The organism is Flavobacterium sp. 140616W15 (genome assembly GCF_003668995.1).
Lineage (GTDB): Bacteria > Bacteroidota > Bacteroidia > Flavobacteriales > Flavobacteriaceae > Flavobacterium.
The window spans coordinates 91,644-111,167 of record NZ_CP033068.1; the positions used below are offsets into that span (position 1 = coordinate 91,644).

General features: G+C 31.0%; 14 protein-coding genes and 1 tRNA gene. 13 read left to right on the forward strand and 2 right to left on the reverse strand.

Annotated features, from left to right (window positions below; all coding sequences use genetic code 11):
• Window positions 1-16: 16 nt before the first annotated feature.
• From EAG11_RS00440 to EAG11_RS00475, 8 genes are all read left to right on the forward strand, one after another.
• Complete coding sequence (locus EAG11_RS00440; protein WP_129537384.1) at window positions 17-823, forward strand: SUMF1/EgtB/PvdO family nonheme iron enzyme; 807 nt, start codon at window positions 17-19, stop codon at window positions 821-823.
• Window positions 824-1,038: 215 nt separating this feature from the next.
• Window positions 1,039-1,926, forward strand: a complete 888-nt coding sequence (locus EAG11_RS00445) for a S9 family peptidase (protein WP_129537385.1) — start codon at window positions 1,039-1,041, stop codon at window positions 1,924-1,926.
• 349 nt (window positions 1,927-2,275) lie between these two features.
• Window positions 2,276-4,291 carry a M13 family metallopeptidase gene (locus tag EAG11_RS00450; protein ID WP_129537386.1) on the forward strand — a complete coding sequence of 672 codons (2,016 nt, stop codon included), beginning with the start codon at window positions 2,276-2,278 and terminating at the stop codon, window positions 4,289-4,291.
• Window positions 4,292-4,618: 327 nt separating this feature from the next.
• A complete protein-coding gene (locus EAG11_RS00455; RefSeq protein ID WP_129537387.1) occupies window positions 4,619-5,755 on the forward strand; it encodes a hypothetical protein in 1,137 nt (378 codons plus the stop codon).
• Window positions 5,756-5,780: 25 nt separating this feature from the next.
• On the forward strand, window positions 5,781-6,488 hold the full coding sequence (locus EAG11_RS00460; protein WP_129537388.1) for a DUF6090 family protein: 708 nt from the start codon (window positions 5,781-5,783) through the stop codon (window positions 6,486-6,488).
• A gap of 347 nt (window positions 6,489-6,835) precedes the next feature.
• Window positions 6,836-8,314, forward strand: coding sequence for a serine hydrolase (locus EAG11_RS00465; RefSeq protein WP_129537389.1), 1,479 nt, complete (start codon window positions 6,836-6,838; stop codon window positions 8,312-8,314).
• A 386-nt stretch (window positions 8,315-8,700) separates the two neighbouring features.
• Window positions 8,701-9,006 carry a hypothetical protein gene (locus tag EAG11_RS00470; protein WP_129537390.1) on the forward strand — a complete coding sequence of 102 codons (306 nt, stop codon included), beginning with the start codon at window positions 8,701-8,703 and terminating at the stop codon, window positions 9,004-9,006.
• Window positions 9,007-9,453: 447 nt separating this feature from the next.
• The gene (locus tag EAG11_RS00475) at window positions 9,454-10,263 is read left to right on the forward strand and encodes a hypothetical protein (RefSeq protein WP_129537391.1); all 810 of its coding nucleotides are present in this window, start codon (window positions 9,454-9,456) and stop codon (window positions 10,261-10,263) included.
• Window positions 10,264-10,594: 331 nt separating this feature from the next.
• On the opposite strand, the gene EAG11_RS00480 is transcribed toward EAG11_RS00475, so the two are convergent.
• On the reverse strand, window positions 10,595-11,215 hold the full coding sequence (locus tag EAG11_RS00480; protein WP_129537392.1) for an NAD(P)H-dependent oxidoreductase: 621 nt from the start codon (window positions 11,213-11,215) through the stop codon (window positions 10,595-10,597).
• Window positions 11,216-11,290: 75 nt separating this feature from the next.
• Here EAG11_RS00480 and EAG11_RS00485 point away from each other — a divergent pair, with 75 nt between their 5' ends.
• The gene (locus EAG11_RS00485; RefSeq protein ID WP_129537393.1) at window positions 11,291-12,193 is read left to right on the forward strand and encodes a LysR family transcriptional regulator; all 903 of its coding nucleotides are present in this window, start codon (window positions 11,291-11,293) and stop codon (window positions 12,191-12,193) included.
• A gap of 366 nt (window positions 12,194-12,559) precedes the next feature.
• Entirely contained in the window at window positions 12,560-13,531 is a 972-nt protein-coding gene (locus EAG11_RS00490) for a hypothetical protein (protein ID WP_129537394.1), read from the forward strand.
• Between the two features lie 182 nt (window positions 13,532-13,713).
• On the opposite strand, the gene EAG11_RS00495 is transcribed toward EAG11_RS00490, so the two are convergent.
• Window positions 13,714-13,786 (reverse strand) — tRNA-Met (locus tag EAG11_RS00495).
• A 118-nt stretch (window positions 13,787-13,904) separates the two neighbouring features.
• Here EAG11_RS00495 and era point away from each other — a divergent pair.
• The 3 genes from era (at window position 13,905) to EAG11_RS00510 (ending at window position 19,288) form a co-directional block, all read left to right on the forward strand.
• A complete protein-coding gene (gene era, locus EAG11_RS00500; protein ID WP_129537395.1) occupies window positions 13,905-14,786 on the forward strand; it encodes a GTPase Era in 882 nt (293 codons plus the stop codon).
• A 281-nt stretch (window positions 14,787-15,067) separates the two neighbouring features.
• Window positions 15,068-16,378 carry a ribosome biogenesis GTPase Der gene (gene der, locus EAG11_RS00505; RefSeq protein ID WP_129537396.1) on the forward strand — a complete coding sequence of 437 codons (1,311 nt, stop codon included), beginning with the start codon at window positions 15,068-15,070 and terminating at the stop codon, window positions 16,376-16,378.
• A gap of 168 nt (window positions 16,379-16,546) precedes the next feature.
• Entirely contained in the window at window positions 16,547-19,288 is a 2,742-nt protein-coding gene (locus tag EAG11_RS00510) for an outer membrane beta-barrel protein (RefSeq protein WP_129537397.1), read from the forward strand.
• Window positions 19,289-19,524 lie beyond the last annotated feature (236 nt).

Sequence of the window (19,524 nt, forward strand, 5' to 3'; positions counted from 1 at the left end):
TTTAAAAACAGACATTATGACAAAACAGACATTTATACTCTTTCTTGGGCTTTTGATACTAAATTCCTGCAGACAAGACAATGTTGACTATGTTTTTGTAGAGGGTGGGGCTTTTGAACAAGGTAAAAACCAAATCGTTATTAGTCCCAAAGGTGACATAATAAATGGTTTTACAAGTCCACACCGAATGGTTGAACTTGATGATTTTTACATAAGTAAATATGAAATAACCGTAAAACAGTTTAGAGAGTTTTGTGAAAAAACAGGCAGAAAAATGCCTGAAGCACCTATTGAAAACGCTCACGGAATAAAAGTATATTATAAATGGATAGACGAAAACCCGATGCTTGCAACTTGGGACGAAGCAAATGACTTTGCAAAATGGGCAGGCGGAAGATTACCAACAGAAGCAGAGTGGGAATATGCCGCTAAAGGAGGAAAGAAAACTAGAGGCTATAAATATAGTGGCAGTAATAATCCAATCGAGATTGGATGGGTAAAAGAAAACTCAGACAGCACCTTTCATAAAGTGGGGTTACTTAAACCTAATGAACTAGGGATCTATGATATGACTGGAAATGTTGGTGAATGGGTTTTTGATTGGTATAACCCTGAGAAAGATAGTTTAGTGAGTAAAAAAAATCCACAAGGACCAACAGAAGGAGCATATAAAATTTCGAAAGGAGTTAGTTGGTTTTACGAAACCCAAAGCGCTGATGGAAAGCCATTAGAATATGGAATTCATATGCCAGAAGTTAGATACCAATCTCCAAAAGGTACACGAAATGATGGATTTGGATTTAGAATCGCGAAAAATAAATAAAAACTACTGTCAGTACTTACTACAGTAGATTTGGGCAATAGGCTTAATGAAAAGAGGGTTTGTATTTGAGATGATTTGTTTAGCCTGTTTGCTATCGTTTGTGGGCAAATCCGAAACTATGTTCTAATTTAGTTCCAAATCTGTTGTAGTACCAGAACGTAAGCAATGCTAATGAAAACCAAGACAATTCAAAACAATTTTTAAATTAAACCAAAATGAACATTAACTTATTTCTTTGGTTATTATTAATAACTTTACCAGAAATGGTATTTTCTCAATCGGCCGATTTTACCATTCAAGATGTAAAGTTTGAAAGTCAAGGTGTCACTCTTGCAGGCTCGATTTTAACGCCTAAAAAAGCATTTGCAGCAGTTGTAATTGTTCATGGGTCTGATCCTGTAAAAAGAGAAATGGAGTTCGCTAAACGTCTTGCCAAAGAAGGTATTGCTGTATTGACATATGATAAACGTGGAGTTGGAGAATCAGGCGGTGTATATGTAGGGCCATCTGTTGGCACGAATAATATTGACACTACTAATCTTAATTTATTATCTCATGATGCAAGTTCAGCAGTAAATACATTTCGAACCTATTTGAAAGATAAAAAAACACCAATTGGATTAGTTGGCTTCAGCCAAGCAGGATGGATAATCCCAATTGCTGCGAGTGAAAATCCACAAATAGAATTTATGGTTTTATTTAGTTGCCCTACAATTACAACTCTAGAACAACTTCGATTTCAGTTTTATACTAACGGGAACAATAATTTTTGGGAAAATCATACAGAATCAGATGCTCGTGAACATACTGAAAATGACCCAGATAGATATCAATTCGTGGCGACTGACCCAAAAACCTCTCTGAATACTCTTTCAATTCCAGGGCTTTGGCTTTTTGGTGAGAAAGATATACAGATTCCAGTAAAGTTGTGTATGGAGCAATTAAATACATTGAAAGCTCAAGGCAAACCTTTCGAATATACCTTGTTCTCAACATTAGGACACAATACTGTTTCTGGCAATGTTACAGCACCAGTGGATATTTCAATTCAGTGGATAAAACAGAAAGCTTTGAAAATTAAGAAGTCTAAAGTATCAAAATAAAGCATTGCCTACAACAGATTTGGGCAATAGGCTTAATAGAAAGTTGGTTTTGTATTTAGGATGATTTTCGTCGGCTGTTTGCTATTGCTCGGTTGGCAATATGAATAATGGGATTAATTTAGTTTTGAAGCCACTGTAGTCTCAAAATGTTATGCCGGATTGCTACATTAACGATAAATAACTGCTTGTAATTAGCGTTTTTATAAATAGTAATTCTAACAATGACTTTAGAATTAAAAACTGAATTCGTATATTGTTCTGCTAAAATTAACTATACCAGGTATATACATTTTAAAATACCTGCTTTCAAATATTTTTCAGTTCATTTTTAATAGAAATCATCTAAATTATGAAAAATTCATTAATACCACTCTTCGTTGCATTCTTAGCTTTTACAGCATGCTCAAAACATCAAGGAAAAAAAAACATTGCTATCACTGGAATAGATTCCACATTGCGGCCTGGTGATGATTTTTTTAAATATGTAAATGGAAAATGGTACGATTCTATACCAATACCTGCATCTCAGGCCGGAGTTGGTGTCTATATGTTTATGAATTACCCACAACGTATGCGCCTGCAAGGAATATTAGACAGTATTTCGCAAAGCAAGAATCCAGCAGGAAGTATAGCACAAAAGGTAGGAGACTTTTATGCATCAGGAATGGATACGGTTACTGTTGACAAACGCGGTTATACACCAATAAAGCCTTTACTTGCTAAAATTGAAGCAATTAGCGATTTACCGTCCTTAATGAATTTTGTAGTTAATGAAGTAAAAGTGGATAATTCTTCTATTATAGGTTTTGGAGTGTCACCTGATGATAAAAACAGCAGTATGAATATTGCCCAAATCTATCAAACGGGTATCGGTTTACCTGATAGGGACTATTATTTCAAATCAGATTCGCCAACAATTGCCATACAGGAGGCATACAAAAAATACCTTACTGCATTATTTCAACAAACAGGAAGCAATACCAACGAGGCTAAAAAGAATGCTAATTTGGTTTATGATATTGACAAACAACTCGCCATTTCGCATAAAACAAAAGTTGAACTTCGAGATGTACAAGCAAATTATAATAAAATGGCTGTGGCAGATCTTGTAAAAAGACATCCCAACATAGGCTGGACTGCTTTTTTGAAAAATTTAGGAGCGCAAACCGATTCTATTAATGTAGGTCAACCTGCTTATTATGATGCCCTTAATAAGCTATTAAAAACCATTCCTATTAATAATTGGAAAATTTATTTGAAAGCAAATTCTATAGAGAGATATGCAGAAGATTTAAGCAAACCTTTTGTAGATGCGTCATTTGAGTATACCAAAGTGCTTTCTGGTCAAGCTGTTCAAAAATCACGTGGCGAAAAAATGGCTAGTGTCCTTGATGCTTACTTAGGCGATGCGTTGGGTGAATTGTATGTAAAGAAATATTTTTCAGAAGATGCAAAAAAACGGATGTTGATCCTCGTGAATAATCTGCAAAAAGCATATGCCAAAAGAATTGATAAATTGGAATGGATGAGCCAAAGTACCAAACAAAAAGCGAAAGAAAAATTGTTTGCCATGACCAAAAAAATAGGATATCCAGATAAATGGAAAGACTATAGTGATGTACATATAGCTAGAGATGCCTATTTTGAGAATATGGTTTCGGCTGCTAAAGCGGCATATCAATTTCAATTGGCAAAATTAGATAAACCTGTGGATAAATCAGAATGGTATACTACAGTTCCAACAGTTACAGCCTATAATAACCCAACTGCAAATGAAATTGTTTTTCCTGCAGGTATTTTACAGCCCCCATATTTTGATAATAATGCAGATGATGCACTTAACTATGGAGGTATAGGAATGGTTATAGGCCACGAAATAACCCATACTTTTGATGATCAGGGTGCTCAATATGACAAAGATGGAAATTTAAAAAGCTGGTGGACAAAAGAGGATTATGCAAAGTTTAAATCAAGAATACAACAGGTTATCAATTTGTATAATACCTATACCGTTTTAGGTGATTTACACATTAATGGAGCGATGACAGTTGGCGAAAATACAGCAGATATTGCTGGAATAGCAGTTGCATATGATGCTTTTAAAATGACCAAAGAAGGACAAGGGAATACAAAAATTGACGGTTTTACTCCAGATCAACGTTTCTTTATTTCTTTAGCTAGAATATGGAGAGTAAAAATGAAAGACGAGTACCTGCGTTTATGGATTAACAATAACCCACATTCTCCACCAAATTGGCGTGTGAATGGCCCTCTAATGAATACGACACCTTTTTACGAAGCATTTGATGTACAATCTGGTGATAAAATGTTCTTGCCGAAGAAAGATAGAATCACAATTTGGTAGTGCCGTTGTTCTTCAAAGTGCTTACATGAAAAATTGCGCAAAGGTCATAGAGACATTTGCGCAATTTTTTTGTTTGCATATTCACATTCGCATAAGTATCAAAAACATCCAGCTAAATAAAAGTTCTTTTGAATAATTTATAATGTAAAAATTATATATTTGAAAATAAATAATGTGTAATACTCATCACAAATATCTGCCCTAATTTGGGGCGTTTTCTGTGGTTTTGTCATACGTATAAATAAGTTGGAGGCAATTTTCGGGAACCTTAAATAATAAAAAAATAAACCAAATAAAAACAAACCAAAAAAAAAAGTTAATACAAAAATGAAAAAAATAATACTCTTACTTCTTACATTATTCATTACAAATTTTAATTATGCTCAAAACAGATTACTTGACAGTTTAGTTCAAAAGAATGCTTTTCCTTTCCAAAATGATAAAAACATTTCCTTTCAAGGAAAAGGATGGGATGTTTTGTTAGACGAAATAAAACAATCTAATTCGGTTTTGTTGGGAGAATCTCATTTTACAAACGAAATACCTTATTTCACAAATGCTATTATCAATGAGGTAAAGTTCGACAACTATTTTCTTGAGGTAGATCCTTATTCAGTAGATATAATCGAAAAAAAAATTAAAACTCTATCTCCCGAACAGCTTGATTTTTTTGTAAAAAAATATAGTACAAACTTTTCTTTTTTAGAGTATGAACCCGAATTTAATTTGTTTAAGGATTTAGTTAAACGTAATACCAAAATATATGGTGCCGAGCAAATTAGCCTTTTTGCAGATCAAATGATAATTTCAACTTTAAAAGAAACTTCGAAAAATAAAAAAGCAATTGAGATCTATGAGCAAATGCTTCATAATTCCAAACTAGCTGCGTCTAAAGAAGGGTTTGAAAAATTCTACTTATTATCCGAAGATTGTCTTCAAAAAATAGATTCGTTGTTGAAGTTAAAACTTTCTGATAATGAGCGAAAACAAATTGAGGCATTAAAGTTAAGTAGAGAGATTTATATTAATAGAAATCATCCCTTAAGAATTCAACTGATGAAAAGCATCTTGCTAAACCAAATGCCTGATTGGAAAGACAAAAAAAATCTTTTCAAATTTGGTGCGGTCCATTTACCAAAAGGGGAAACCATATTAATGAAAACTGATATATATGATATTGGTAGTTTAGTTCTTAATATTGAAGAGGCAAGTTTTAGGAAATCGTTGCATATAATGCTTATTGGGAAAGGAGAAGACGAAAGTGATGACAGTAGTTTTAAATCTTTTTTAAATGTACAAAAAGAGGAACAATGGTATTGTTATGATTTAAGACCTTTAAAGAAATCTATTCTAGAAAACAAACTGAAACTAGATGATGCGTACTTATCGAGAGTCATAAAGGGGTATGATTATCTTATTTATATTCCTAAAGTGACTAAAAGTAAAGAAATCTCAATAAAATAATAGAAAGATATTTTAACAAAAAAAGATGCAAGAAGAAATAACGAAACATTCAGGAAAAATTTATAAAACTGTGAAAAATTCAAAACATACATTTGGTGAGAAAGTGAAGGAAATTATTATAGAAATTTTTATAATCGTTTTTGCTGTAACACTTTCAATATCGCTACACAGCTGGAGCGAACACAAACATCAACAAGAAGAAGTAACGGTGTTTCTTGAAAATTTAAAGAATGATTTACAAAATGATGTAAAAAACATCGACATTGAAAAGGAAGCATACAAAAAGTCAAACATAAGCTATGAAAAAATTTTAGCACTAACGACTTTCGAACTTGACAGTATTTATAAGTCTAAAAATAAAGTTGATTTCCCAATTTATTCACATGGACCAAAAATGAATATTGGTAATTATGAAGGTTTTAAGTCAAGTGGTAAAATTGGGTATATTGAAGACGAAAAATTAAAACAGAAAATCTTAAATTATTACCAAATATTTGTACCGGCAATTAACGAAGTCGATAAATATTATAATGATTTTCTGTTTAAGTGTTTTGATAAAATGATAGAAAATGCAGATAAACCAGAAAAAGAGTTATACTCAGACCCAAAATTTAAGAAGACAATTGAATTTCTTGTCAAACTCGGTAATAATAATATAAGAGTTTACGACAAAAATACAAAACCACTTACAATTGATCTTATTAAAGAAATTGAAAAAGAGTTGAATAAATAAAAACTCCTGCTGGCGATAGCGTAGCGCTCGTGAACGTAGTGCGATGACAGTAAAGAGAGCTCTAAAGAAAGATAGTTAAAACAAAAGCTTCAGAGAAATTTGAAGCTTTTTTAGTAATTGGTAATATCGAAATATCTAATCATTATTATATGATTTTTGTTGAGTTTTTTAAATACTGAGATAATCCCTTTAAAGTCAGTAAAAATCAAATTGTTTGCAAACTATTTTTGGCATGATTTGAATAAACTTTTTGTAAAACGACTATAATATAAATATGAAAAAATAATTGTAGTAATAATATTTCATTATTTTCGTTTAAAAATCAATCAATCAATCAATCAATCAAAATGAACAAACAGTTATTTCTTTATTTAACAGCTTTACTTTTTACAAGTATTATCTCAGGACAAGAGATAAAAGGTTTCTTTTCAACGCTTGCTAAAAATGATCTTTTTTGTGGCAGTGTTTTAGTTTCCAAATCAGGAGAAAATATTTTTTCAAATTCTTATGGATATTCTAATATAGATAAGAAAGAAAAAATCACTGAAAAATCACAATTTCCAATTGCATCGGTGTCAAAAACATTTACTGCGGTAGCAATATTGCAACTTAAGCAAAAAGGAAAATTGAATATTGATGATCCTGTCCGAAAATATCTTCTGGATTTTCCTTATCCAAATGTTAGTATTAAACACCTGCTAAGCAATACTTCTGGATTGGTGCAAGAGTACCATCTATTTGATAATGTAATAAAAGAAAATCCAGTAAAAATTATATCTAATGCAGATATTATACCAGTATTAATTGATAATAAAGTACCACTTTCGTTTGCTCCAGGAGACAAATGGGAATATAATAATGTTAATTTCTGTCTTGCGGCATTGATAGTAGAAAAAATAGCTGGAATTAGTTTTGGAGATTATTTAGAAAAAAATATTTTCAGCCCTGCTAAAATGAAAGATTCATTTCTGCCTAAGAATAGAAAACTTAAAGAACCAAAGCAAGTAGAATTGTACACTTATCCAAACTTTTATTCGACGAACGTAGTGAATGTTCAAACCTTAAAAGAACCTTTTTTAATAGCTGAGAAAAGCAATTTTTATGGAAATGGAGGTATTGTAAGTACGGCTTTAGACTTACAGAAGTACAAGAAAGCATTATTCAGTTATCAGCTTTTGGATAAAAAGGAATTAGAAGAAGCGCTGACGCCGACAAAGCTCAATGATGGAAAAATTGCTTCTTATCGCTTTGACGAAAAAGACATTGCCTATTGTTTGGGTTGGCAAACATACACTAATGAGAGTAACGAAAAAATAGTTTTTCACGATGGATTCATTACCGGGCTTACGTCAATTTTGATGCATAACACTACTAGAAATAACACTGTCATTTTGTTGTCCAATACAGCAAGTCCGGTTTTTGTGATTGCCAATGAAGTTTTGAAATTAATTGATAATAAGCCATATAAAATGCCTCTGCAGAGTCTTTCGAGAATCTATGGTAGTTTGCTTGAAAGTGGGAGTAAAGAAAAAGCAAATCAGTTAATTGAAGAATATTTAAAAAAGCCAGACAGTTACGAAGCAACAGAAAGAGATTTTAATAGATTAGGGTATCAATTTCTTAGACTTCAAAAAACAGAGAATTCTTTACTAACATTTGCTTCAGCTACATTAATTTTTCCAAATAGCTCAAATGTATATGATAGCTATGGGGAGGCATTACTCCAAAGTGGTAAAAAAGAGGATGCGATTAAAATGTATCAAAAATCTGTTGAATTAAATCCAGATAATGAAAATGGTAAAAAAGTATTAAAAGAGTTACTGTAATTAGAGAATATAAAAGGCACAACAAAAGGTTAGAAAATAAAAAAGCTTCAGAGAAATCTGAAGCTTTTTCTCTTTAGTAGCGGGAATAGGACTTGCACCTGTAGCATTTTACTCTATATATTGTGTATATATACGCAACTGGGGTAAAAATTAAATAAATTATATTTTCCTTTTCCAGTCTGGACATATTACTTTTCTCAAGATTACATTTTGCAGTTAATTCGAATTTCCTGAATTCGTTTTCCAACTTCTTTAACTTTGGTAGATTGATATTAGTATTTATTAATAGGCAATCATAAATGCAGGAACGTATAAGCCCAGTCATATACGTTCCTGTTTTATTGTAAAAGTTTCCTGAACTATGCAAATAAAAATAATTAGATATTATGGAAACGCAACAAAAAGAATTAGCCACAACTATTTTAGAATTAATGGGTAAAATGAATTATTTCACAAAACTAAAACCCGATGCTGAAAATAATTCGTTTAGCGTACCAATAAAATTATCTTCTTATTATGAATTAAATCTAACCGTTTCTTCTTTGCTTAAAACATGTATTAGCTTACTTAAAAAAGATATTTCTTCTGATGTTACAATTGATTTAATAATCTTACTTGAAATCGCTTTACAGCTTCTTCCTGAAGATGAAATGGAGTTGCTGGATAAGATGCGTGAAATAAATCAACAGTAATAAGGGTTTGTAATTTGTACGCGTAATCTGAATCAGGTATTGTTTTGTAAATCTCAATTGAGTTGTCTTGAAAAAAGTTTACAAAGTTTGTTAAAAACAAGTACTTAAGAAATTTAGCATGATAAAACCTGTAAGGTTAGATTGGTTGCGCCATAGCTTTGCTATCCATTTACTTGAAAGCAAAACTGACTTAAGATATATCTAAGAATTATTAGATTATCAAATTTGCAAGACCTCCGAAATTTGTACCATGTTAGTATGAAAGGTATTCAATAAATAAAAAGTCCGCTTGATGATTTATGAAATAAAAATCCTATTTTTGAACAAATAAATACTGATATTTATCAGATATCTCGACCCCATTTAGGGTAGATAAGTCGGATGTCGTCAGACATATATACAAGTTGTGTGTCATTTTAGCCAAAAAATGGAAAAAAGAATTTATTTATGGAACAAAAAAATAATCAAGAAAATAAAATAAACTATTTCGTTAGAACTCTAATTGTTGTTCTTGGAATTTTAATTGCTTCATTAATTATTTCTCGATTTTATATTTTCGAGCCAAAAGGAGAAATCTCAAATGGAATAATAATCCTCATCAGTCTTTTAATAATCCTCTTTTTAAGTGAAATTTTTGACAGTTTTTCTTTAGGTCAATTTCTAACACTTAAAAGAACAATTTCTGAGAAAAACGAAAAAATTGTTGAGTTAAAAGAAAGCAATGACAAACTTTTAAATATTGTAATTTCAAACAATAACTTGTCTCAAAAATCCTCAATGACAAATTTTACAGGAATAAGTCCTGAAGAATTTGCAAAATCAATAATTTCAGTAGTAAAAGCAAGCAAAGAAACAACAGATAATGAAGAAAACAGAAAAGAAAAAATTGCTGAAATAGTTGTTGAAGAAGAAGAGAAAAATGGACCACAACAAACTGCACGAAGAAGAATTAATTTGCAAAAGTTAGAGGAAGTTGTATTGTTGAAATTTATAGAAAATAAAGATTTAAGAAAATTTAGTTTTATTGAAAACGCACAAATATTAATGCCTCAGAAGGAAATTGACCCTATTAGTCATTTTAATCCGATATTTGATGGTTATGTTGAAACTGAAAATTATGAAATGTTTATTGAAATTAAATTACGAAATTCACCGTTAATAATTTTTCGCGAAAGATTATATGTAATGTTATCAAAACTATTTTATTATAGACAGGCAAAAAAAAACAAATGCCTATTTAAATTTAATTTTAGTTGATAGACCAATAACAACAGGAGAAAGAGATTATGGTAGTTATGAAAACAAATTAATTATCGAATTCGAACCAGCGGTAAGAATGGGGTTATTGAAAATTGAATATATCCAATTATCAGAAGAAGAAATGGCAAATGGATTATATCGAGAATAAAAAAACGAATGCACAACAGCTACTACAACGGATTTAGCCCCTGATGGCTCCGATATGTAGACAACGATAGCGCAGATTTGCAATCTGTGCCCACAAAGAGAATCAGAAAGGTAGAAAACAAAAAAGCTCCAGATTTCTCTGAAGCTTTGGCTAACTGAACGAGATGCTGAAACATTAGTATTAATTTGGAAACCATCTGTCAATCAAAGTTTTTATTTCCAATTTCGCATTTTCAAGAATTGAATTTAATTGGTCTCTATTTTGGTCAACCCCAAAAGCAGAAATCTGTTCAGAAGAGATACCCATAAAATCAAAATTTTGTTTTATTGTAGATGAAGCAAATTCCTTGATATTATCGGAATTATTGTAATCGAATCCACTAACTATTATTGATAAAGCTTTTTTATTTTTACAAAGACCACTAAAGCCTGTTTCAGGGCTAAAAGAAAATGTCTTATCACTAACGACAATAGCATCTATCCAAGCCTTTACTGTTGCTGGCATTGTAAAATTGTAAATAGGAAAAGCCAATACAATATTATCAACTTCAATAACTTCATCTATAAGTTTATGATGATTAGATAGCGTTAATAGCTCTGTTTCTGAAAAGTCTCTTTTACCCATATTCCATTCCATTATTAAATTCAAATTTTTCTCTAATAATAATTCTGGTGGAGTTGCGGCTAAATTTAGATGTTTTATTTCTGTTTTTCCTTTTGCTAGTTCCACAAACTCATCAAATAAAATTTGGGTGTAAGAGCCTTTTTTAGGTGCATAGTTTATTACTAATGTTTTTGTCATCTTTTTTTTAACAAATATAGAGTCAATGCATTGATAATTTTAATTATTTTTGTTTGCTTATTTATAATATATGTTATGATTAATTTAGAATGGTTGAGAACTTTTAGCGCTATATATGAATGTAAAAATATAACAGAAGCTTCAAAAAAATTAAACATGACTCAACCTGGAGTTAGTAAACATTTATCTGCCCTAGAAAGCCATATTGGAAAAAAACTATTTGAAAGAACTACTCGGAAATTAGCGCCTACTGAATATGGGAAATTTTTATATTCACAAATTAATAATCCATTAAGTGAATTAGAAAAAGTAGAATATTATTCAAGTCAAAGAACAAAAAAACAACGATCTGCAATAACTATTGGTTGTACCACAGACTTTTTCAGAAAAGAATTAATACATCATATTTATTCTTTTGACATGTATATAGTGACCCAATTTGGAAATGAAAAAGAATTGATTGAAGCTCTTGAAATGGAAAAAATTCAATTATTGGTTGGAATAAATAAACACAATACTTACGACCATCAATTCACATACTTAAAGAATGAAGAGTTAGAATTAATTTGCTCCAATTCCATTGTTATTCCAGAGAATATTGAAAAAAATGATAAGCAATTCATCACATGGCTACAAAATCAAACTTGGTTTACATATGACAATAACCAAAATGATATAAAAAAATTCTGGGATTCTACATTTAATACTAATCCTAGAATAGTTCCAAGATATATTTTACCCTCTTATTTGGATATAATAGAAGCTTTAAAAAATAATAGCGGATTTAGTGTAGTTCCTAAACATTTATGTGATGAAGAGTTAGACAAAGAATTAATTAAAACACCAATTAAGTCTTCTAAAATAATAGAGCAAAAACTATTTTATTCATTCAAGCTGAAGAATAATAACTTGAAAGAAATTAACCTTTTTATAGAGAAGATGAAAGAAACTAATTTACCCGATTTCTCCGATATCTAGACGACGATAGCGCAGATTTGCAATCTGTGCCCGCAAAGAGAATCAGAATTATAAAAACAAAAAAAACTCCTGATTTCTCTGAAGCTTTGTCTTGGTAGCGGGAACAGGAATCGAGCTCGATACTGGCTATTGAAGGTTTAGTTTATTTTCTACTACAGCGGATTTAGTCAATTGGCTTAATGGAAAGTTGGTTTTGTATTTGGATGTTTTGGTAAATCTAAATAATGAGCTTTAGTTTAATATGAAACTTGATGTATCAAATGGGCGTTGATATATTTTAGAGAAACAAAATAAAATTAAAAAATGAATCTAAACTTAAACTGTTTTAATACAAAAATTCTAATTAGTAATGAAAACATAATTGGAATGGATTTAATTAATTTCAAACATCAAATTGCTTTAGTTACAGTTGATAACTTATGTAGGTTGTTTTTAAAAGTTTTTGATATTGAAAATGGAGATTTTGTCGATATTATTTCGTTAAATGATTTTCATGGAAATCCAAAAGATTTTAATCTTTTTAATAATGTTAATAAATCTTCAAATGATTATTATTCCCGTTCTCTCTATCTTAATGATAAAATTTTATGTAAAGTAAATAAGTTTAATTCTTTATCAAATAATAATTTTTATTTACACCTGACAATTGAAGGAGGCGATTGGCATATAGAAATTGACCCAAATGGAAACGTCATAAAAAAGATTGAAGATGATGTTCAAAAAAGAGTTGAATTTTATTGTGATCAAAACTATATAATATTTGATATTGAAAATTTTAAAGAACATAAGCTATTCGAGTTTTTTGACATTTTTTTTGAAAGTGATGATTTCTCATATAATCGTGTAATGGATAACTATGTGTTCAGTCTTTTTCTATCATCAGATAATAAAAAACTAGGTTTTATTTATTTTAATAAGGATGATAATAGTCCAAGAGGAAATTATTCAGTATTTGAAGTCAGTGATTTTAATAATCCCCAATTAATTTTTTCTTACCGAATTGACGAATGCGGAAATGGACATAGATTTAATTCTGATAATAACAAAATAGTCTATAGGCTACATGACGAAGTAGTTATTAGAGAATTAGATAATAATAAATTTGAAAAAGAAATTAGAATTGAAACCAATATTTTAAAGGATACTTATCATTGTCAAGGGGTATACAATATTAAAAATTTCATAGTAGAGGTTTATTATAATAAATTTTATTTTTTGAACATTAATACCAAAGAATACTTTTTAGTAGGAAGAGAAGTTGGTTCAACGTATTGTATTAAAGAAGATAAGATATTTTATACAGAAGGAACTAAATTGAAAATGATAACTATAGATTAAAAGAAAAATATCTAAAACAGATATAATAACGAATTTAGCAATTGGCTTAATGTAAAGTTGGTTTCGTATTTGATATGATTTACTTCCCTTGCTGACACGAGCGTCCCGCTCGTGAATACAAAGTGCTTCAAAGTAGTCGAAAACAAAAAAAGCTTCAGATTTCTCTGAAGCTTTTGTCTTAGTAGCGGGAACAGGACTCGAACCTGTGACCTTCGGGTTATGAGCCCGACGAGCTGCCTACTGCTCTATCCCGCGTTGTTTCGGGTGCAAAGGTATAACCAATTATTGGATATTTCAACAAAAAATTAAAAAAATGTTTTTATTTTCTGTATTGGCTTGATATAACTACCTTTGCAGAATAAATAATTCACAAATGTCACATAAAGCAGGTTTCGTAAACATTATCGGAAATCCAAACGTTGGAAAATCAACACTTATGAATGCTTTCGTTGGAGAACGATTGTCAATCATTACATCTAAAGCACAAACTACACGTCATAGAATTCTAGGAATCGTAAATGGAGAAGATTTTCAGTTAATCTTGTCTGATACTCCAGGAATCATCAAACCAGCATACGAAATGCAGGAATCGATGATGAACTTTGTAAAATCGGCTTTTGAAGATGCTGATATCCTAGTTTATATGGTTGAGATAGGGGAGCAGGAACTTAAGGATGAAGCATTCTTTAATAAAATCATCCATGCTAAAATTCCAGTATTGTTGTTATTGAATAAAATCGATAATTCAAATCAGGAACAATTAGAAGAGCAAGTAGCTTTTTGGACTGCCAAAGTTCCTAATGCAGAGATTTTTCCAATTTCGGCATTACAGAATTTTAATGTGCCTGAGGTTTTTGGAAGAATCATCGAATTATTACCAGAATCACCAGCATATTATCCAAAAGATCAATTGACAGACAAGCCGGAGCGTTTCTTTGTAAATGAAACTATCCGTGAAAAAATCTTGTTGAATTATAGTAAAGAGATTCCATATGCAGTAGAAATCGTAACTGAGGAATTTTTTGAAGATGAAAATATCATCCGAATTCGTTCTTTGATTATGGTGGAGCGCGATACACAAAAAGGAATTATCATCGGGCATAAAGGAGCTGCTTTGAAAAAGGTAGGAACAGAAGCTCGTGCCGATTTGGAGAAATTCTTCGGAAAACAAATTCACATCGAACTATATGTAAAAGTGAATAAAAACTGGAGAAGTAATGCTAATATGCTAAAACGTTTTGGGTATAACCAATAGTTTTTGTTTAATTGTTAGTTTGTTTCAGGTTTCAAGTTTCAGGTTTGAAAATGTAATGTTTAGAATAAAATTGAAAACTGGATTTTAGCCTGTAGGGATAGCTCCGAAAAGATAAAAAACATAGGTACTTAGAAACTTAGTGACTTAGCCACTTTTTTAACTACCTTTGCAAAAAATTAAAATAAAGTATTTTGGATTACAAGTGATTAGGCTTTTAGGAGACTGAGAATTTGAAATCTAAAATCTGATCCCGATAGCTATCGGGACTAAAACAAAAAAAAATGAATAACATTGTTGCGATAGTAGGAAGACCTAATGTAGGGAAATCAACCCTTTTTAATAGGCTGATACAAAGAAGAGAAGCTATTGTAGATTCAGTTTCGGGAGTGACCCGTGATAGAAACTATGGTAAAAGCGAGTGGAACGGAAAAGAATTTTCTGTAATTGATACTGGAGGATATGTTCGCGGAAGTGATGACGTATTTGAAGGAGAGATCCGCAAACAAGTAGAATTAGCTATTGACGAAGCTGATGTAATTATTTTTGTAGTTGATGTTGAAGAAGGCATCACTCCAATGGATGATATTGTTGCTCGTTTGTTACGTAAAGTTACTAAGCCAGTTTTATTGGCCGTAAATAAGGTAGATAATGCCATGCGTGAGAAAGATGCTATTGAGTTTTATAACCTAGGTTTAGGTGAGTATTTTACTTTTGCTAGTATTTCAGGAAGTGGAACTGGAGATTTATTAGATGCTTTAATTGAATCTTTTCCAGTAAAACCAGAACCAGTTCAGGAAGAGGTTGTTTTGCCTCGTTTTGCGGTTGTGGGACGTCCTAATGCAGGAAAATCAAGTTTTATCAATGCATTAATTGGTAAAGAACGTTTTATGGTAACTGATATTGCGGGAACAACTCGTGATGCGATTGATACTAAATTTGACCGTTTTGGTTTTGAATTTAATTTGGTTGATACTGCGGGAATCCGTCGTAAAGCTAAAGTAAAGGAAGATTTAGAGTTTTACTCAGTAATGCGTTCAGTTCGTGCAATTGAGCATGCAGATATCTGTATTTTGGTTATCGATGCAACTCGTGGATTTGAAGGTCAGGATCAGAGTATTTTCTGGCTGGCAGAGAAAAACCGTAAAGGGGTTGTAATCTTAGTTAATAAGTGGGATTTAGTAGAGAAAGATACTATGTCAACTCGTGATTACGAAGAGAAAATCAAAAAAGAATTAATGCCTTTTACTGATGTGCCTATTCTTTTTGTTTCAGCTTTAACAAAACAACGTTTGTTGAAAGCATTAGAGGCAACAGTTCAGGTTTATGAAAACAGACAACAAAGAATACCTACATCTAAATTTAATGAATTTATGTTGAAGGTAATCGAAGCATATCCACCACCAGCAACTAAAGGAAAATATGTAAAAATTAAGTATTGTATGCAGTTGCCAACACCAACGCCTCAGTTTGTGTTTTTTGCAAATATGCCACAATACGTTAAAGAACCATATAAGAGATATCTTGAAAATAAGATTAGAGAAAACTGGGACTTCTCAGGAGTACCAATCGATATTTATATTAGAGAGAAATAATAAAAAGAAATCCCGAGAAATCGGGATTTTTTTATGGAATGAAGTGCGATCGTGAAATATTTATATCTTTAGTAAGTTATCTTTGTTTAGAAAATTATTTGTCTAACAAAAAAATAGATTAAACCTTTGGCTGTTTTTTTGAGTCTTACACTATTAAAAAATTCTTTCATGTTTAGATTGTACTTCTTTTTATTGTTTTTTAGTTTAGGTTATGTTGCAAGCGCTCAGAATGATATTGTTATTAAAGGTACAGTTGTTGACATAAATACGCAATTACCATTAGAACTTGCTACAGTTTATTTTTCTGCGGCCAAAGATTCAACTGTAATTGATTATGCAACGACAGATAAAAACGGTTTTTTTAGTATAAATACCAAGAAATACGATAAACCAGTTTTTTTAAAGATAAACTACATGGGGTACCAACCTTATTTTGAGGAAGAAAAAGGGCTTTTGGTAAGTAAGGATTACGGGAAATTATATTTATTAGAAAATGTAAATGCCTTAGATAATGTAATTATAAAAACAGAAGCTCCTCCGATAACAATGAAAAAAGACACATTGGAGTTTAATGCGTCTTCTTATAAAGTACGTCCAGACTCAAATGTAGAAACCTTATTAAAGCAATTGCCAGGTGTTGATGTCGATAATGCAGGTAAGGTTACTGTAAACGGAAAACAAGTAACTCAATTTTTGGTAAACGGAAAACCATTTTTTGATAAAGATGGTGCGATTGCTTTGAAAAATTTGCCAGCAGAAATTATAAAAAAAGTTCAGGTATCTGATTTTAAAACCAAAAAAGAAGAGTTGTCGAAGCAAGAAGCTACTTCGGATTATTCCAGCATTAACTTAACGATAGACGAAAAAAAGAATAAAGGTTTCTTTGGTAAAATTCTTGGTGGTTATGGCTCTGATGATCGGTATGAAAGTAGTCTTATTATGAATTTTTTTAATAACAAACAAAAAATAAGTGTTTTAGCGTCTTCTAATAATATTAATTCTTCGGGGTTTTCTATGGATGAAGTATTTGATAATATGGGAGGAGGAAGGAATAGTAAAGGTCTAGGAGCTTCTGGAGGAGGTAGAGGAATTACTCAGTCTAGTTTGGTTGGATTTAATTATTCGGATGAATGGGCAAAAGATTTGGAAGCTTCAGCGAGTTATAATTTTTCGAATTCGATTAATAATAATGCAAGTAAATCAGATCAAACGAGTTTCTTGCCTACAGGAAATATTGTAACAAGTTCTGAATCGAATTCAAGAAATGAAAACACAGGAAATACTGTGAATCTTGATTTAGAATATAAAGTCAGTCCTAGTATTTATATTTTTGTTTCTCCAAAGTTGGGGCAAACACGTTCTAATAATAATGCTGATTCTTTTAGCTTTTCAGAAGATGAAAATGGTGTGTCTTTAAATGAAAGTAATTCAAAATCGTATTCAGAAACGGAGAATAATAGTTTTGGTAATACTATAAATTTCAATAAGAATTTTGAGAAAAAAAAGCGTAACCTAAATTTTGTATTTATGAATAATAATACAAGTAATGATTCGGATGCTTTTAATCGCTCGAAGACTATTTTTTATAAAGACAATAAACCTGATGATGAGAGAAATCAAAATACTAAAAAGAATACTGTAAATGATTCCTATTCGTTAGATTTAGAATATACCGAGCCTATTACGGATTCTTTGCGAGTGCGATTTGGTACAAATTTGGATTTTGTAAGTGCAGTAAACGATGAAAAAACATTCAATTTTGATGCAGACACCGAATCGTATTCAAACTTAAATTCAGCATTGAGTAATTATATCACATCAAGACAAAATACATTTAGCCCTAAAGTTGGAATTACTTGGCAAAAAAGTAAATTTACCATTAATATGAATTCCAGAACGGCTGTTGTTGATTATGATAATCATTCTTTGTATTTGGATAAAACGACAGATTTAAATAGAAAATATGCTTTGTCTTATGGAGATTTCCAAATTAGATATAAGTTTAGTAAATCTAAAAATTTGTCATTTAGGTTAGATCATTCTAATTCGCTTCCTACTTCAATTCAGTTATTACCAGTTTTGAATTTGAGTAATCCATTGAATACCATAATAGGAAATCCAGATTTAAATCCGATAGAAAAAAATAGTGTTAATTTCAATTTTAGAAATTTTGATTTCCGTACACGTTCAGGTTATAGTATGTTTGCTCGGGCAGATTTTTATAATAATGATGTAGTTTCGACTTCTGTTTACGACGACAGTGGAAAAAGAACTACTACTTATACAAACATTTCAGGAACTTATAGTACTTCTGTAGGTGGAAACTGGAATCAATCGATTAAGAAAGATGCTCATGTTTTAAGATACGGCTTGGGATTAAACGGGACGTATGCTTTTGATAAAGGGTATACAAATGCTGTTTTATACAATGCAAAATCTACGGCAATCACGCCAAAATTGTATCTGTCATACGAATATGGGGAACTGCTTACTATTGCTCCATCGTATAGTTTGTCATATAATGAGACAAAATATGAGAATTCCTCTAGAGATGCTACTTCGAATGTGATTCATAATATCAATTTACAAGCAACAACCTATTGGCCTGAAAATTTGGTTTTTGGTAATGATTTTGGATATACTTACAACTCTAATATTTCTAGCGATTTCAAGAAATATTTTTTCTTGTGGAATACAAGTTTGTCTTATGGGGTTTTGGATAAAAAAGTGTTCGTAAAAGTAAAAGTGTATGATCTTTTAAATCAAAACCAAAGTGCAACGAGAACAATTTCGTCAACCTCGATTCGTGATGAAGAAAACACAGTTTTAAAACGTTATGTGATGTTTTCGTTATCGTATAAAATTGGAAATTTTGCGTCGACCAAAAAAGGATCCAAGAGAAAGGGCTAAAGGTTTAGGTGCTAAGGCTCAAAGTAACAAAGGGGCAAAGTAACAAAGGGGCAAAGGGACAAAGAGACAAAGAGACAAAGGTTAAAAATTGGCATTAGCCAATTTTTAAACATCTAACATCTAACATCTAACATCTAACATCTAACATCTAACATCTAACATCTAACATCTAACATCTAACATCTAACATCTAACATCTAACATCTAACATCTAACATCTAACATCTAACATCTAA

Excerpts from the sequence above, each read along its gene's own strand:
- EAG11_RS00510 (WP_129537397.1), top strand. The coding sequence starts at position 16,547 with ATGTTTAGATTGTACTTCTTTTTATTGTTTTTTAGTTTAGGTTATGTT.
- EAG11_RS00450 (WP_129537386.1), top strand. The coding sequence starts at position 2,276 with ATGAAAAATTCATTAATACCACTCTTCGTTGCATTCTTAGCTTTTACA.
- era (WP_129537395.1), top strand. The coding sequence starts at position 13,905 with ATGTCACATAAAGCAGGTTTCGTAAACATTATCGGAAATCCAAACGTT.
- EAG11_RS00440 (WP_129537384.1), top strand. The coding sequence starts at position 17 with ATGACAAAACAGACATTTATACTCTTTCTTGGGCTTTTGATACTAAAT.
- EAG11_RS00460 (WP_129537388.1), top strand. The coding sequence starts at position 5,781 with ATGCAAGAAGAAATAACGAAACATTCAGGAAAAATTTATAAAACTGTG.
- EAG11_RS00475 (WP_129537391.1), top strand. The coding sequence starts at position 9,454 with ATGGAACAAAAAAATAATCAAGAAAATAAAATAAACTATTTCGTTAGA.
- EAG11_RS00485 (WP_129537393.1), top strand. The coding sequence starts at position 11,291 with ATGATTAATTTAGAATGGTTGAGAACTTTTAGCGCTATATATGAATGT.
- der (WP_129537396.1), top strand. The coding sequence starts at position 15,068 with ATGAATAACATTGTTGCGATAGTAGGAAGACCTAATGTAGGGAAATCA.
- EAG11_RS00455 (WP_129537387.1), top strand. The coding sequence starts at position 4,619 with ATGAAAAAAATAATACTCTTACTTCTTACATTATTCATTACAAATTTT.
- EAG11_RS00465 (WP_129537389.1), top strand. The coding sequence starts at position 6,836 with ATGAACAAACAGTTATTTCTTTATTTAACAGCTTTACTTTTTACAAGT.
- EAG11_RS00490 (WP_129537394.1), top strand. The coding sequence starts at position 12,560 with ATGGATTTAATTAATTTCAAACATCAAATTGCTTTAGTTACAGTTGAT.
- EAG11_RS00480 (WP_129537392.1), bottom strand. The coding sequence starts at position 11,215 with ATGACAAAAACATTAGTAATAAACTATGCACCTAAAAAAGGCTCTTAC.
- EAG11_RS00445 (WP_129537385.1), top strand. The coding sequence starts at position 1,039 with ATGAACATTAACTTATTTCTTTGGTTATTATTAATAACTTTACCAGAA.
- EAG11_RS00470 (WP_129537390.1), top strand. The coding sequence starts at position 8,701 with ATGGAAACGCAACAAAAAGAATTAGCCACAACTATTTTAGAATTAATG.